Source organism: Chryseobacterium daecheongense, from assembly GCA_027920525.1.
Lineage (GTDB): Bacteria > Bacteroidota > Bacteroidia > Flavobacteriales > Weeksellaceae > Chryseobacterium > Chryseobacterium proteolyticum.
Map to the genome: position 1 here is coordinate 1,944,604 of CP115858.1, position 16,024 is coordinate 1,960,627.

Consider the following 16,024-nt stretch of genomic DNA (forward strand, 5'->3'; position numbering starts at 1 on the left):
CTTAGCCTTCGTAAAGATATGTTGTAAGGTAATGAAGCTCGGGTTTACTTGCTTCTTTTGATTCCGCTTCCGCCTGTTCCAGAGAATATTGGGAGGTAATTTCTTTGCGCTGGAATACAAATGAATTATTTGCATTTTTATCAACCACATCATTGAAGATGTGTTCTATCTCTGAATTTGCCAACGATGCAAAACTAATATCCTCAAATCCATACATCAACCTTAAATCATCAAATTCTGAAAACTGATTATCAACAAAACTCTGAAGCTGTGATTTCGAATCAAAATTCCCTGCCCAGATATTGTATGCGTATTTCTTCTTTTTAGGCTTATCCAGGATACTCTGATACACAAAATTTTCACCCAGATAAGCTTCCCTTACTTGCGGATCATTTGCCAGGTCCTCCGGAAGACCTTCTTTCAGGATCCTGCCTTCAAACATGATGTATGTTTTATTAGTAATAGCGAGAGTCTGCTGAACATTGTGGTCGGTGATTAAAATTCCGATATTTTTATCGACAAGGCTTCTTACAATTTTCTGTATATCTTCTACTGCAATGGGGTCTACCCCTGCAAAAGGTTCATCCAGAAGGATAAAGTTCGGGCTGGTAGCAAGACAGCGCGCAATTTCAGTCCTACGTCTTTCTCCTCCGGAAAGAAGATCTCCTCTGTTTTTACGAACATGCTGCAATGAAAATTCTTCGATCAGCTCATCACATTTGATTTGCTGTTCACGCTTGGAGAGATTGGTAAGCTGTAAAACTCCCATAATATTTTCCTCAACAGAAAGTTTTCTGAAGACAGAGGCCTCCTGAGCAAGATAACCAATTCCTTTTTGTGCTCTGCGATACATCGCATCAGTTGTTATTTCCTGTTTATCCAGGAAAATTTTACCGGATGTCGGCTTAACCAATCCCACGATCATATAAAATGAAGTGGTTTTACCTGCTCCGTTAGGACCTAGCAAACCAACAATTTCTCCCTGCTGGACTTGTACAGAAACTCCTTTTACAACTTTTTTTGGACCGTATTCTTTGATTAAGTTTTCTCCTCGTAAAATCATAGTCGCAAAGATATAAATTTGTTTTAAGTTATGATTTTGTAACTACTCATATTTTTCTTCGACTTATGTTAAAAACAATTCACTTTATCATAAAAAATACTAAAATGGAAAATTACGGTTATACAAAAACAGAAAATACCCGGGATCAGCAGGCCCATGTACCTTATCGCTCTGAAAAAAAGATCCCTGCTGCAATACTAGGTATACTTGTAGGATGGCTTGCCCTGAATAAATTTTATCTTGGCTATACTAAAGAAGGTATTATTCAGATTATTTTAAACCTTGTTACTTTTGGGGCAGCTTCTATCATTCCTTTCATTGAAGGTATATTGTACCTGTTTATGAGTGACAAACAGTTTGATGACACTTATGTATATGGTAAAAAAGGCTGGCTGTAAATCCAGGCATCAGATATTCTAACGAATTTGATACATTTACTGCACCAACAGCAAATTAATTTTAATGGAAAATAACAAAGAATTAACAGAACTCCTTGCATTAGATTTAGGAATCAACCTGGTTGACCGTAGACCTTATGCTAAGGAAGTTTTTAAATGGCAGGATATGGATCTCCTTCCCCATTCATCCACAGACACCTTACTTTGTGAAATTTTTGAATGGAATGGCAGAAACTGGAGAACAACCAGCAATAATCTTATTGGGTATCTCTTTTCAGGAGAGAATCTGACTACAATAAAAAACCAGTTGATTAATGCTCCGAAACATCCTGCTCTGATTCCTGATTTTGAATTTACAAAAGACAGCATGATCGAATACGGCCTTTCGCTACCTTCTCTTTTTAATATCGGAGTTAACGGAAATATAAAAAATGCTAAAAACTTTTCTGTCCGTGTCAATGGAGTAACAAAATCAAGAATCACCAACATTCATTCTCCGGGAATTGAAATCTTAAAAAACTATTCAGCATTTACCCAGGATAAAACAAAGACGTACAGAAAAAATATCAAGTTTAATTATTTGAGTACTTCTTTATTTTATGCCGAAAGCGTTGAGATTTATTTAGAAAAAGAATCTTCAACTGTTCTTGATGTAAGCTTTCAAACGCAGGACATTGAAGTGGAATCAAAGTTAGATACGGATACTAAGAAACATTTTGTTCTAAAATATATTGGTAACCAGGCTCCCTTTGCTGCTAAATTTACAAAAGGTAAAGATTTCAATATAATGTGATAAATTTTAATTATATTTAGTTTATCTAAAAAAAATAAATATTATCATGAAAAAATTAACGAAAAAAAATCTAAAAACCATCAACGGTGGAAATATAAGACCACCCGATGCAAATGGCAACTGCCCATCAGGTTGGTTTTTATGCCCTAGTAATATCTGCGTCTACGACAATGGAGGTAAAGACCCTATAGTTCCGGGAAAATCTCATTACAATGCCTGTTTCGGATAAATAAAAAACACCTCTATATAGAGGTGTTTTTTTATTTATCTGTTTTAAAACTATTTATTTAAAAGCATTGCTGCTTCCTTTGCAAAATAAGTGAAGATCATATCTGCACCTGCTCTTTTAAAACATGTTAAGCTCTCAATGATCGTTTTATCATTATCTAACCAGCCGTTTTGGGCAGCCGCTTTTACCATTGCATATTCTCCACTTACATTGTACACAGCAATCGGAAGATCAATTGCTTCACGAACTTTAGAAACAATATCAAGATAAGGAAGCCCCGGTTTAATCATAATGATATCCGCTCCTTCATCAATATCTTTAAATACTTCATTTAAAGCTTCCCTGGAATTATGAAAATCCATCTGATAAGTCTTTTTATCTTTTGGAATTTCCATATTATCTTTTGGAGCACTATCCAGAGCACTTCTGAAAGGTCCATAAAAAGAACTTGCGTATTTTGCGGAATAACTTAAAATCCCTACATCTGTAAATCCACTTTCTTCTAAGGCTTCACGAATCCCTAATACTCTGCCATCCATCATATCACTTGGTGCGACAATGTCTGCCCCGGCTTCTGCATGAGATACAGACATTCTTGCCAGTGCATCAACAGTTGCATCATTTACAATTTTTCCGTTTTCGATTATTCCGTCATGCCCATAAATAGAATAAGGATCCAGCGCTACATCAGGCATAACGATCATTTCGGGAAGAGCATCTTTTATGGCTTTAATGGTGTTCTGCATTAATCCGTTTTTGTTCCAAGCTTCTTTTCCCGTATTATCTTTTAAATGATCTGACACCTTCATATACAAGTTGACAGATTTTACCCCCAAAGAAAACAGTTCTTTACACTCTTTAACTGTAAGATCGATACTCCGCCTGAATATTCCCGGCATTGATGCAATTGGTTCCTGCTTGTTTTCACCCTCCATTACGAAGATAGGCATTACGAAATCATGAGTTGTAAGTACATTTTCCCTTACCAAACTTCTCATTGATTCATTTACTCGTAGCCTTCTGTTTCTTGAATGTATCATTTTGGAATACTTTTTGAATAAGTTTATGCAAATTTACTACAAGTTAAATGAAAAAATATGTTGGAGAGTGGTAGATTTTTTATATTTTTGTTTTATAAATACTTGAGAAATTATATTTTGATGAAAAAACTTTTACTTTTATTTCTTTTCGCAGGCACTTTTGTTGGATTTTCCAGCAATCTAAATGCACAACTCAGGGAGCCTGGTTCCATCTCACAAAAATCTGATGATGGAGTTTTTATTGCTTACCCTAATCCTGCGAAGGATTTCCTCATTATTCGAGCAAAAGACCCTTCTTTGAAGGTTAAAAATGTTACATTCTATTCTATTCTTGGTACACAGGTTGCCACTTATGCGGTTAATATGAATTCGGGAGAAATTAATATTGAAAAATTAAAACCCGGTAAATATTTGATCCGTTACATTTTAAGTGACAACACTCAAAAAGTTACCCAGATCGTAAAACAATAAATTAAATCCTGATAATCATCAGGATTTTTTCTTTTACGTTAGTAGTCCTTTTAATTATTCCGTAACTTTCGGGACATTTTTATACTAATAGTAAAAAAACAATTTAATGCTAAAAGCTGAACATATTACTAAAACCTACAATGCCGGAAAAAAAACCGCATTGGATGATTTTAGCATACATGTCCCAAAAGGGAGCATCTATGGTCTTTTAGGCCCAAATGGAGCGGGAAAAACATCATTTATCCGTATCATCAATCAAATTACCCAGGCAGACTCCGGAACTATATTCATCAATGGAGAGAAGTTAAATCCCGATCACATCAAAAATATAGGTTACATGCCTGAAGAAAGAGGTTTGTATAAAAATATGAGTGTAGGAGATCAGATTCTTTACTTCGCAGAACTAAAAGGAATGAGCAAAAATGATGCTCTCAGTGAAGCAAAGAAATGGTTTGAAAAACTTAATATTGATCAGTGGTGGAAGAAAAAGCTTTCCGAGCTTTCGAAAGGGATGGCACAAAAAATCCAGTTTGTGGTTACGGTATTGCACAGACCACATTTACTTATTCTCGATGAGCCCTTTTCAGGTTTCGACCCCGTAAATGCAAATTTAATAAAGGATCAGATTATTGATCTTAAAAATAACGGAACCACCATCATTCTGTCAACCCACAGAATGGAAAGTGTAGAAGAGATGTGCGACTATGTAGCACTGATCGACAATTCGAAAAAAGTTTTGGATGGCAGAGTTTTCGACGTTAGGGAAAAATTCAAAAAGAACATCTTCGGTATTACCCTTTCTGCTGTAAATGATTCAAATTTTGAGACATTCAAACAGAAATATGAGGTGTTTAATTTCTCAAATGAAAATGATCTTGTTTCTTTTGATCTGAAAAACGAAAGTGATCAGAACAACATCCTTTTAGATTTGGTACATGTGGGAAAAGTCAGATCATTTGACGAAAGAATTCCGAGCATGAATGAAGTATTTATTAACGCTGTAGGCCATCATTCTTAATTTTATGAATAATATTTTTTTAATAACCAAAAGGGAATTCCTTACACAGGTCAAGAAGAAATCCTTCATTATATTAACTTTACTTGCTCCTCTTATGATCATTGCTTTTGGAGCAATTATAGGCCTGATGTTTAAAGCCAATGAATCGCATAACGTCATTGAAGTAGTAGACCGAAGTGGCTTATTCAAGGATCAGCTACCTTCAGATTCCAAACTCAATTATATTTTTGTTCCTGCTGCAGAAGAAAAATCAAAGATAAGTACACTAAAAGGAAATGAATCTTTGGATGGAATTCTTATTCTACCTGAACTGAATAATCATAATTTTGATGATCTTGAAAAAAACACAAGGCTTGTCATCAACAGCAAAATAGGTTTTGATACTAAGCAACGTATCGTTTCAGATATTTCAAATGTCATTAAAAAGGAAAAAATCAAAGAATTGGGTATTGCGGAAACCCAGCTCAATAATCTTGATAAAAGCTTCTCCTTAAAAACGATTAATGTTTCTGAAGATAATAAGGAGGATTCTGACCTTACTTTCGGGGTAAAATCGGGACTAAGTATGGTTTTGATGTATGTAACTTTCATGTTCATTATTATCTATGGAGTACGGGTGATGAGAAGTGTACTTGAGGAAAAGAATAACAGAGTGGTGGAAATCATTATTTCTTCCGTAAAGCCGTTTGAGCTTATGATGGGAAAAATTTTGGGAGTAACGATGGTAGCTTTAACTCAGTTTATTATCTGGATTACCATGTCCGTTATCGGAGCCCTGGTATTGAATACCGGCTTTTCATCTATTCAGAAAAACATTCCCGGAGGAAGCGAAGGAATGGCAAGTAAACTGGATGTAACACAAATCGCCACACAGATTTCCCATAGTCTGCTTGAACTTAATTTCCCTTTGATTATTTTTGTATTTATTGTTTTCTTCCTTCTTGGATATATCTTTTACAGCTCTGTATACGCTGCCATTGGTTCTGCCGTGGACAATGAGACAGAAACACAACAGTTTACCTTATTTGCTATATTGCCATTAACTTTGGGGATGTATGGCAGCTTTTCATTAATGAATAACCCTGACGGTCCGCTGGGATTCTGGCTATCCATGATTCCTTTCACGTCTCCTGTCGCTATGATTGCCAGAATTCCTTTTGGAGTTCCTGCATGGCAAATCGCACTGTCAATAACACTGTTAGTAGTGACAACATTTTTTATGATCTTTTTAGCCGGTAAAATCTATAGAGTCGGTATTTTAATGTATGGAAATAAAGCAACGCTTAAGGAGCTTTGGAAATGGATTAGAAATTAATCCTATATAGTCAATAAAAAAAAAACCCCGGAACATGGTTCCGGGGTTATTTTTTTATGTCAAGTGTTGTCTTAGTTGAATATGTAACTTAAGCTTACACTAAGAACTTGTTCAGACTTACTTTTGCTAGTTCCACCAGGTTCTTTTCCCAAATCAGGATAGGTATTTGAAAATCCAAAATCGTATTTTAAAGCTAGTTCGAGTTGTCTCTTATAGCTATATCCTACTCCTACACCCAGTCCAAAATTAAAACTGTTTGCTTTGCCACTTACTCCCGGATTTTTTGGATCTGTTACATCCGGATCATAGTATGGTCTGCTTACAGGAACATTTTTAACATTTTGATTTAGCAAAAAATTAAATCGAGGGCCTATCATTCCAAAAAATTCAGATTCTGCCTCTGAAAAATATCCTTTGAAATAGATAGGTACACTTAGATAATTATTGGCATATACCGCATCATATCCGTCTCTTCCTTTAACATCTTTATCTTTTCCTGTTTCCCCTGCACCGTAGTACAAAACTTCAGGTTGGATATAGAATTGATTTCCCTTTCCAACAGGAATCAAAGCTAAGGCTCCTGCCTGTACTGCGTATCGGGGACCGGAAGGGTTGTGCGCATTTTGCACCCGGGAATAGTTTCCTCCTGCCGTGATACCGAATCTTGTCCCGCTGAAATTAATCTGAGCAAAAGACAAGGTAGAGAAAGCCAGGGCAGAGGCTAATAAAAGTTTTTTCATATTGTTTTGTTTTATGGTTTATCCTAGCACTTTAGCTACAGTAACGCCAATGTCAGCAGGAGAATCTACAACGTTAATTCCATTTTCTCTCATGATTTCCATTTTAGCCTGAGCAGTATCTTCAGCTCCACCTACAATAGCACCAGCATGTCCCATTGTTCTTCCTTTAGGTGCCGTTTGTCCTGCAATAAAACCTACTACAGGTTTAGTAGAACCACTTGCTTTGTACCATCTTGCAGCTTCAGCTTCAAGTCCACCACCAATTTCACCAATCATCACTACTGCTTCTGTTTCAGGGTCATTGATAAACAACTCCAACGCTTCTCTTGTCGTAGTTCCAATAATTGGATCTCCACCAATACCGATAGCTGTTGAAATACCAAAACCAGCTCTTACAACCTGGTCAGCAGCTTCGTAAGTAAGAGTACCAGATTTAGAAACGATACCTACTTTACCTTTTTTGAAAACGAAACCTGGCATAATACCAATTTTAGCTTCTTCTGAAGTAATAATCCCAGGGCAGTTCGGACCGATCAATCTACAGTCTCTGTCTGCGATGTAAGATTTTACTTTTACCATATCCGCTACAGGAATTCCTTCAGTAATACATACGATAACTTTAATTCCAGCTTCAGCAGCTTCCATAATAGCATCAGCAGCAAATGCAGGTGGTACGAAAATAATACTTACGTTAGCTCCAGCTTTTTGAACAGCATCAGCAACCGTATTAAATACAGGCTTTCCTAAGTGCTCGCTTCCTCCCTTTCCCGGAGTAACACCACCTACTACGTTGGTTCCGTATTCAATCATCTGACCAGCATGGAAAGTACCTTCGTTTCCTGTAAATCCTTGTACAATTACTTTAGAATCTTTGTTTACTAAAATTGACATTTTATTGTTGTTTTTAATTTATTTACTATTTTATTAATGCTCACAAATTTACTTAAATTTCTTTGATTTTAGACTAATCCAAAAGAATTGTTTATTTGAGATTTCTCAGCTTTACCTCTTTCTTCAAATACTCACGAAATTCTTCTGCAATCATTCCAAAATAGGTTCCTTTAGTCAGGTCTCTGTTCACTCCCACCTTGGCCAGAAGGATGGTTCCTTTCTCCAGTCTGATCCCTGATGCAACTCCAACCTGCCCCCACATGGTGACCTCATCTTCAACAATACAACATCCTGCTATTCCTACCTGAGAAGCAATCAAACATCTTTTACCAATTATGGTATCATGACCTATCTGAATCAGATTGTCTAATACAGAACCTTCTCCTATTATGGTAGAATCCGTAACACCTCTGTCTATAGTACAATTATTACCAATTTCAACATTGTTTTCAATAATAACATTTCCTACTGAAATAAGACGATCAAAATTACCATTCAGCTTTCTGTAATAAAATGCATCACCTCCCAATACCGTTCCGGATTGAATAATAACATTATCACCAATCACGGTTCTGTCACCAATGACAACATTGGGGAATATATGGGTATTCTTACCTATCTTCACATTATTGCCAATCACTGCAGAAGGATGAATTCTGGTTCCTTCTCCAATTTCAACATCATGTAATTCTTCTGTAAAATTATATATTCTTGTAAAATGAGTATTGATAAAATTAAAATCCCTGAACGGATCTTCAGAAACAAGAAGAGCTTTTCCTTCCGGACAATCTACCTCTTTATCGATAAGAATGACCGTTGCTGCCGAATTCAGTGCTTTGTCATAATATTTCGGGTGGTTAACAAATACAATATCCCCGGGGGTTACCCTATGGATCTCATTGGTTCCCAACACTTCAAAATCTTCGGAGCCAATAAATCTTGCCCCAATTAAATCAGCTATTGTTTTAAGCTTTTGTGGAGAATGGAATCTCATACATTAATCTTATTATAAAATAAAATTCGGACTGCAGGTGCAGACCGAATTTATGTAGATTATATTGTTATTTTACTCTTTCTAAATAAGTACCGTCTTCAGTATTTACTTTGATTTTGTCTCCCGGCTCAATAAACAGTGGAACCATTACTCTTGCTCCTGTTTCAACGATTGCATTCTTAAGAGCATTCGTAGCAGTATTCCCTTTTACTCCCGGATCTGCTTCAATTACATCTAAAAATACAGATTGTGGAAGTTCAGCGGAAAGAGGAGTTTCATCAGCTTCTTTCAGGATGATTGTAACTTCTTCACCAGCCTTCATAAACTGAGCGTTTTCAATCATTTCCTTATTGATATACAACTGGGAAAAGTCGTCATTGTTCATGAAGTGGAATCCATTCTCATCATCATAAAGATACTGGAATTTTCTGGTAATTACTTTTACTTCATCTATTTTATGTCCCGCTGAAAAAGTATTATCAATTACTTTTCCATTAGTTACAGATTTTAATTTGGTTCTAACAAAAGCAGGTCCTTTTCCTGGTTTTACGTGAAGAAATTCAATTACCTTGAAAATATCATTGCTATATTCAATGCAAAGTCCCTTTCTGATATCGTTACTTGTTGCCATTAATTTTTTATATTATCTTTTTATTTTTAAATGAGTTACTCTTTTCCAGTACCATAACCTTTTACGATACCTCTTGGAGAGTTTTGTATAAACTGAAGGATTTCATCTCTTTCAGCCGTTGGTAGCATTTCTTTTTCAATATGACTAATTGCCTGAGACACATTCATCTTCATCTGGAAAATAGCTCTGTAGATCTTTTGGATCTCAAAAATTTTCTCATTTGTGAATCCTCTTCTTCTTAAACCTACTGAATTGATCCCTGCATAAGACATCGGTTCTCTCGCAACTTTTACGTAAGGAGGAATATCTTTTCTTACCAATGTACCCCCAGAGATCATTACATGTTTTCCTATTTTCCCAAACTGATGAACAGCACTTAGTCCTCCCATTACCGTATAGTCACCTATTTCTACGTGACCGGCAATACCGCAACCGTTTACTATGATAACATGATCTCCAATTACACAATCGTGTGCAATATGAGAAGTAGCCATAATCAGACAGTTTTTACCTATTTTGGTATAGCCTAGAGCTTTAGTACCCCTGTTTACGGTAACACACTCTCTGATTGTAGTCTCGTCACCGATAATTACCTGAGTATCTTCACCATCAAACTTTAAATCCTGCGGAATCGCAGAAATTACAGTTCCCGGAAAAATCCTGCAATTCTTCCCTATTCTAGCTCCATCCATAATGGTAACATTGGGACCTATCCAGCTTCCTTCTCCAATTTCCACGTCCCCTGCAATAGTAGTAAAAGGTTCTACGATTACGTTCTTGCTGATTTTTGCACGTTTATCTACGGCAGCTAATTGATGAACCATTTAGTCAACTTTATTTTTTGCAACTTGAGCCATTAATTCGGCTTCTACAGCCACTGTATCTCCTACATATCCGTATCCCTGCATATGAACGATACCTCTTCTGATCGGCTCTATCAATTCAATTTTGAAAATCATCGTATCTCCCGGAACTACTTTTCTTTTGAATTTTACTTTATCCATTTTAATGAAATAAGTAGAATAGTTTTCAGGATCCGGAACACTTGCAAGAACCAAAATTCCTCCGGTTTGAGCTAAAGCTTCTACTTGCAAAACCCCCGGCATTACAGGTTCCTTTGGAAAATGCCCAACAAAGAATGGTTCATTCATTGTAACGTTTTTCAAACCTACTACGTGAGAATCCGAAAGCTCCAGAACCTTATCGATCAATAAGAACGGAGGTCTGTGAGGCATCAGTTTCATGATTCCGTTAATATCAAAAACCGGTTCTTTTGTAAGATCAAAATCAGGCACATTTTTCTTTTTTTGCAGTTTCCACTGACGATTCAGTTTTTTTGCAAATTGAGTATTCACGAAATGTCCTGGTTTATTTGCGATAACTTTACCTTTTATTTTAACACCAGCTAAAGCTAGATCACCAATTACATCAAGTAACTTATGTCTTGCTGCCTCATTAGGATAATTTAAAGTAAGGTTATCAAGAATACCATTTGGTCTGATAGAAACATTGTCTTTACCAAATGCTTTTTTAAGTTTTTCTGTGGTATCCGGAGTTAAATCCTTATCAACGTAAACAATTGCATTAGAAATATCACCTCCTTTAATAAGACCATGATCTAAAAGCATTTCCAGCTCATGTAAGAAGCTGAATGTTCTTGCTGATGAAATTTCCTCTTTAAACTCAGAGATATTTTTAAGTGTGGCATTTTGGGTACCTAATACTTTAGTTCCAAAATCTACCATCGTTGTAATTTCGTAGTTATCTGATGGAATAATGGTAATCTCAGAACCTGTTGCAGGATCTGTATAGCTAAGAACTTCTTTTACCACAAGGTATTCTCGGGCAATGGCCTGCTCAACTACCCCTACACTTTCGATAGCTTCAACAAAAAACTTTGAAGATCCATCCATAATAGGAGGTTCTGAAGCATCCATCTCCAATATAGCGTTATCGACATCGCAGCCTACTAAAGCTGCAAGAAGATGCTCGCATGTGTTAATTTTAACGCCTAGCTTTTCTAAGGTTGTCCCTCTTTCTGTTGCTACAACATAGTTAACATCTGCTTCAACCTGAGGGTGCCCCTCTAAATCGGTTCTTACAAAAACAAAACCTGTATTTTCTTTAGCAGGTTTAATGGTAAGTTTTACTTCTTTACCAGTATGAAGGCCAATTCCAGAAAGAGTTACCTCTTGCTGAAGTGTTTTTTGCATATCACTCATTAGTATTATCTTTTGAGGTATTCTCAAGATTATTTATTCTTCCTACGATTTCAGTAAAATTCCTGAAATGAACATAATTTCTCAAATAGTCATTATAACTGATTGCAGGTGAACCGTATAAAGTTTCTTTATCACCTACACTGGAGTTCACTCCACTCTGAGCCTGAATTTTCACCTGATTGCCGATCTTAATATGACCAACTACACCTACCTGTCCTCCAATCTGGTTCCAGTCTCCGATCGTTGTAGAGCCTGCAATTCCGGCCTGGGCTGCAATTACATTATTCTGACCAATCTTAACGTTATGCGCAATCTGAATCAGGTTATCTATTTTTGTTCCTTTTCCAATAATGGTAGATCCAATGGTAGCCCTGTCTATACTACAGTTTGACCCAATTTCCACATCATCTTCAATAATAACGTTTCCAAGTTGTGGAATTTTTTTAAATCCTTCAGCTGTTGGCTGAAAACCAAATCCATCTCCCCCGACTACCGTATTGGAATGGATAACACAATTATCCCCAATAACACAATAATCATAGATCCTTGCTCCGCTATCTATTTTGCAGTTCTTTCCAATTTTAACACCTTTTCCGATGTATACTTGTGGATAGATTTGTGTCCCCTCTCCGATTTTAGCTTTTTCTGAAACATAGGTAAATGCTCCAATATATACTTTATCTGCTATTACAGCGGTATCGTGAATAGATGCTCCGTCTTCGATTCCTTCTTTTTTTCCCTGCATTTCCTGATACAGATTCATAAGAACCTGAAAGGACAGATATGCATCTTTTACGGCAATAATAGTAGGAGTATAACTATCTTTTACAAGAAGTTTTTCTGAAGCAATAATTACTGAACACTTGGAAGTATCCAAATAATGAGAAAACCGGTCCTGAGCTATAAAAGAAAGATGTCCCGATTCTCCATTTTCAATTGGTGAAACGCCATTAATAAGTGCATTTTCGTCACCTATTATTTTCCCGTCAATAAAACTTGCAATTTGCGAAGCTGTAAATTCCATATTCTGCAAAGATAAGAAATTCTATAATTCGTAAACATTTTTTAGTTTTCGGATCGATAATTTTAATATTCTTTAAGAATTTATTTTGGAAAAATCTCTTGGAAATGTTAAAATATATCGTGTCGTCTTATTAACGATCAATCCCGATAAAAGCTGGTCTTCAGACTCATCGAGTCTTATTTTCTCACCATTTTTCTGTAACAAATAGATGGGTTGCATTTTGGTATTGTATGGCAAAAGTTTTCTCTTAATTTCGTGAACTAATTCTTCCCCATTATCAATTCCAAAAAACTCGTTCGTATTTTTTATTTTTTCCTCAACAAATTCTTTATCAAATGGATGTGATGAAATAATGGTTTTAGGAAGATCTCTTTTAATCACACTTTTGCACCAGTAAGACAATATAAAGTCATCGGAATTCTGCCATAGCTTCATCGCCTGGATTACGTCATTATCATCAAGCTGGGTAAACCTTTCAATATCTTCATTGGTTGCGGCACTTTTTCCTCTATATAAAAAGTATTTCAGATTTTCAGTGGCAGGCAAATCGATTCCCTGGGAAACCAGATATTTGGCCCTTTCCAGAATTTTCACCAAAATAAATTCTGCTAATGCTGATGTTTTGTGATAATAAACCTGCCAATACATAAACATTCTGGCAGTCAAAAAGTTTTCAATAGAATAAATTCCTTTTGCATCAATCACCAATTCTCCCTCTTCACAAACATTCATCATAGAAATGATCCTTTGTGTATTGATGTTTCCTTCAGATACTCCCGTGAAAAAGCTATCTCTTTTTAAATAATCCAGACGGTCAACATCCAACTGAGATGAAATCAGCTGATTAAAAAACTTCCTGTGATATTTACCCTGAAACATTTCAATTGCTACCGTAAGCTGACCTTCAAACTTTTCATTAAGCCTGTTCATTAATAATAATGAAAGGTTTTCATGATGCCAGTCATCCATCAGCATGCTTTCCAATGCGTGAGAAAATGGCCCATGTCCTATATCATGCATCAAAATAGCTAACATAGCTCCTTTTTCTTCTTCATCAGATATTTTTACGCCCTTTTGCTTTAGAGTTTCAAGAGCAGTAAACATAAGATGCATCGCTCCAATAGCATGATGAAATCTGGTGTGGGTTGCTCCCGGAAAAATAAGATTAAGAAGTCCTGTCTGTGAAATTCTCCTCAACCTCTGAAAATAAGGATGCTCAATAACATCAAATAAGATTTCATGTGGGATTCTAATAAATCCATGAACAGGATCGTTGATAATTTTTAGCTTATTCTGCATTTGAAAAACTGAAGTATTAAGCTAACAAAGTTAGGGAAATTTAATCTTAGGTTTTGCTTTCAAGAATAACCCACCATAATGCAGAGATCTTTATCTTTGAAATTATAATTGACGAATAATTTATGAGAGCGCTTTCAATTGTTGTACTACTGTTTATCAGTATAAATATCTTTTCCGCTCAAACCATCTCTGAAGTTCAAAAACTGGAATCTCTATGTAAAATATGGGGATTCTTAAAATACTATCATCCTCATGTTGCTGACGGCACATTCAATTGGGATCAGCAATTGCTCCAAAAGATAGATGAGCTAGACGGCATTCAAGATAAAAGCCAGCTTAATATCTTGTATACTCAATGGCTTGATAGCCTTGGTGCTGTTGAAAAGTGCAATTCCTGTAAACTGACCAACACCAAGGTCTATTTTCGTAAAAATTTTAATGTGGACTGGATAAATGACAACAATATATTTATTGAAAGTATCACCAACAGGTTACAATTTATTGAAGAAAACAGATATGTAGGTACCCCTTATTATTTTGGGAAAGGGGGCCGAAAAATATTTTTCCGCAATGATGATTCAACGGGTTCCAAATTCATTTCTAAAAAGATTGCACTCCTGGAGCTTTTCAGATATTGGAATTTTGTGGAATATTTCTTTCCTTATAAATATGAAACAAATCAGAACTGGGATGATATATTAACAGAAATGATTCCTAAATTCCTGGCAATAGACAACGATGTCAATTATCATTTAACATTGGCAGAGTTGGTAACAAAGACTGATGATTCTCATGCTTTTTTATTTTCACCACTCATTAGTATCAACCAATATGGACGAAGGAGAATCCCAGTTGAATACTCTTATGCAGAAGGGAAACTTATTGTCACTAAAATCAATTCCAATCAATATAATGAGGAATCTGTCTTAAAGCCGGGAGATATTATTTATGATATCAACGGTAAAACGATCTCTCAAATGGTTAACAGCTTTTCAAAATATATTCCGGCCTCAAATACCTGGGGGAAAATTAAAAAAGTAAAAAATCTTTTTTTATTTTCCAATTCAGACAGTGTCGAAGTCAAAGTAGAAAGAGAAGGACAAAATATTGCACTTAAAGCAAAAACGTATCTATTAAAGGATATCGTTTATGAAAAGAAAGTTACTCCCCGGAAATGGCAATTTTATGATGAGGAAAAAAAGATTGGAATTGTCAATATGGGAATTATTGAAAGAGAAGATCTGGATGAAATGTACCAAAATTTAAAAACTACCGAATCTATTATTTTTGATCTTAGAAATTATCCCAAACAAACAATAAGACCTTTAAGTCTATTAATTCTACCGAAAACAAGTTTATATTATGAATTTACTTTTCCGGAAACGACCTATCCGGGATTATTTTATATCAGAAAAAACAGCATCGGAAGAAATAATGATCAATACTATAAAGGAAATGTAGTAGTTTTGGTAGATGAAAACACCCAAAGCCAAGCTGAAACAACAACCATGATGTTCAAACAGCATCCTAAAGCAAAAATCATCGGAAGTCATACTTCCGGAGCCAACGGAGATGTTATCCGGTTTAAAATTGCAGGCCTGGAAACCAGCTTTAGCGGCCTTGGTGCTTATTATCCTGATCAAAGGGAAACACAGAGAATCGGAATTATTCCTGACATCATTGTCAGACCAACTTTAAAAGGAATAAAAGCAGGAAAGGATGAGGTTTTGGAAAGAGCCCTGGAGTATTTAAAAACCGGCCGCTAGATGTAATCCTCAAGATAAGTAGTAGAGGGAGTTTCCATTTAACTATAATTTAACTTTTTATCTGTTCATTTTGACAGATTTTATAATGATTTGGTCACACTTTTGATACTATAACCATGTAAAAAATATA

At 35.7% G+C, this 16,024-nt stretch carries 17 protein-coding genes; 7 read left to right on the top strand and 10 right to left on the bottom strand.

Annotated features, from left to right (window positions below):
* Nucleotide 1 precedes the first annotated feature (1 nt).
* The gene (gene lptB / locus PFY10_08525; protein ID WBV58492.1) at nucleotides 2-1,063 is read right to left on the bottom strand and encodes an LPS export ABC transporter ATP-binding protein; all 1,062 of its coding nucleotides are present in this window, start codon (nucleotides 1,061-1,063) and stop codon (nucleotides 2-4) included.
* A gap of 104 nt (nucleotides 1,064-1,167) precedes the next feature.
* Between lptB and PFY10_08530 the strand changes: the two genes are divergently transcribed.
* The 3 genes from PFY10_08530 (at nucleotide 1,168) to PFY10_08540 (ending at nucleotide 2,483) form a co-directional block, all read left to right on the top strand.
* Nucleotides 1,168-1,461, top strand: coding sequence for a TM2 domain-containing protein (locus tag PFY10_08530; GenBank protein WBV58493.1), 294 nt, complete (start codon nucleotides 1,168-1,170; stop codon nucleotides 1,459-1,461).
* A 64-nt stretch (nucleotides 1,462-1,525) separates the two neighbouring features.
* Complete coding sequence (locus PFY10_08535) at nucleotides 1,526-2,254, top strand: hypothetical protein (GenBank protein ID WBV58494.1); 729 nt, start codon at nucleotides 1,526-1,528, stop codon at nucleotides 2,252-2,254.
* A gap of 46 nt (nucleotides 2,255-2,300) precedes the next feature.
* On the top strand, nucleotides 2,301-2,483 hold the full coding sequence (locus tag PFY10_08540; protein WBV58495.1) for a bacteriocin: 183 nt from the start codon (nucleotides 2,301-2,303) through the stop codon (nucleotides 2,481-2,483).
* A gap of 50 nt (nucleotides 2,484-2,533) precedes the next feature.
* Here the strand turns inward: PFY10_08540 and hemB are convergent, their stop codons facing one another.
* Nucleotides 2,534-3,523 (bottom strand): porphobilinogen synthase, encoded by a 990-nt coding sequence (hemB, locus tag PFY10_08545; protein ID WBV58496.1) that lies wholly within the window; start codon nucleotides 3,521-3,523, stop codon nucleotides 2,534-2,536.
* A gap of 120 nt (nucleotides 3,524-3,643) precedes the next feature.
* Here hemB and PFY10_08550 point away from each other — a divergent pair, with 120 nt between their 5' ends.
* The 3 genes from PFY10_08550 to PFY10_08560 all read left to right on the top strand — a co-directional run bounded on the left by PFY10_08550 (nucleotide 3,644) and on the right by PFY10_08560 (nucleotide 6,327).
* A complete protein-coding gene (locus PFY10_08550) occupies nucleotides 3,644-3,994 on the top strand; it encodes a T9SS type A sorting domain-containing protein (protein WBV58497.1) in 351 nt (116 codons plus the stop codon).
* Between the two features lie 106 nt (nucleotides 3,995-4,100).
* Nucleotides 4,101-5,012: an ATP-binding cassette domain-containing protein gene (locus tag PFY10_08555; GenBank protein WBV58498.1), complete on the top strand. Its 912-nt coding sequence runs from the start codon at nucleotides 4,101-4,103 to the stop codon at nucleotides 5,010-5,012.
* Nucleotides 5,013-5,016: 4 nt separating this feature from the next.
* A complete protein-coding gene (locus tag PFY10_08560) occupies nucleotides 5,017-6,327 on the top strand; it encodes an ABC transporter permease (protein WBV58499.1) in 1,311 nt (436 codons plus the stop codon).
* A 71-nt stretch (nucleotides 6,328-6,398) separates the two neighbouring features.
* Here the strand turns inward: PFY10_08560 and PFY10_08565 are convergent, their stop codons facing one another.
* The 8 genes from PFY10_08565 to PFY10_08600 all read right to left on the bottom strand — a co-directional run bounded on the left by PFY10_08565 (nucleotide 6,399) and on the right by PFY10_08600 (nucleotide 14,128).
* Nucleotides 6,399-7,067: a porin family protein gene (locus PFY10_08565; protein ID WBV58500.1), complete on the bottom strand. Its 669-nt coding sequence runs from the start codon at nucleotides 7,065-7,067 to the stop codon at nucleotides 6,399-6,401.
* A gap of 18 nt (nucleotides 7,068-7,085) precedes the next feature.
* Complete coding sequence (gene sucD / locus PFY10_08570) at nucleotides 7,086-7,958, bottom strand: succinate--CoA ligase subunit alpha (protein WBV58501.1); 873 nt, start codon at nucleotides 7,956-7,958, stop codon at nucleotides 7,086-7,088.
* 91 nt (nucleotides 7,959-8,049) lie between these two features.
* Nucleotides 8,050-8,952 carry a UDP-3-O-(3-hydroxymyristoyl)glucosamine N-acyltransferase gene (locus PFY10_08575; protein WBV58502.1) on the bottom strand — a complete coding sequence of 301 codons (903 nt, stop codon included), beginning with the start codon at nucleotides 8,950-8,952 and terminating at the stop codon, nucleotides 8,050-8,052.
* Nucleotides 8,953-9,019: 67 nt separating this feature from the next.
* A complete protein-coding gene (efp, locus tag PFY10_08580) occupies nucleotides 9,020-9,583 on the bottom strand; it encodes an elongation factor P (protein ID WBV58503.1) in 564 nt (187 codons plus the stop codon).
* Between the two features lie 35 nt (nucleotides 9,584-9,618).
* Entirely contained in the window at nucleotides 9,619-10,407 is a 789-nt protein-coding gene (gene lpxA, locus PFY10_08585) for an acyl-ACP--UDP-N-acetylglucosamine O-acyltransferase (GenBank protein ID WBV58504.1), read from the bottom strand.
* Entirely contained in the window at nucleotides 10,408-11,805 is a 1,398-nt protein-coding gene (locus PFY10_08590; GenBank protein WBV58505.1) for a bifunctional UDP-3-O-[3-hydroxymyristoyl] N-acetylglucosamine deacetylase/3-hydroxyacyl-ACP dehydratase, read from the bottom strand.
* Nucleotides 11,798-12,829: a UDP-3-O-(3-hydroxymyristoyl)glucosamine N-acyltransferase gene (lpxD, locus tag PFY10_08595; GenBank protein ID WBV58506.1), complete on the bottom strand. Its 1,032-nt coding sequence runs from the start codon at nucleotides 12,827-12,829 to the stop codon at nucleotides 11,798-11,800. Before lpxD ends, PFY10_08590 begins: the two co-directional genes overlap by 8 nt.
* A gap of 72 nt (nucleotides 12,830-12,901) precedes the next feature.
* Entirely contained in the window at nucleotides 12,902-14,128 is a 1,227-nt protein-coding gene (locus PFY10_08600; GenBank protein WBV58507.1) for an HD domain-containing protein, read from the bottom strand.
* 122 nt (nucleotides 14,129-14,250) lie between these two features.
* Between PFY10_08600 and PFY10_08605 the strand changes: the two genes are divergently transcribed.
* The gene (locus PFY10_08605) at nucleotides 14,251-15,894 is read left to right on the top strand and encodes a S41 family peptidase (protein WBV58508.1); all 1,644 of its coding nucleotides are present in this window, start codon (nucleotides 14,251-14,253) and stop codon (nucleotides 15,892-15,894) included.
* Nucleotides 15,895-16,024 lie beyond the last annotated feature (130 nt).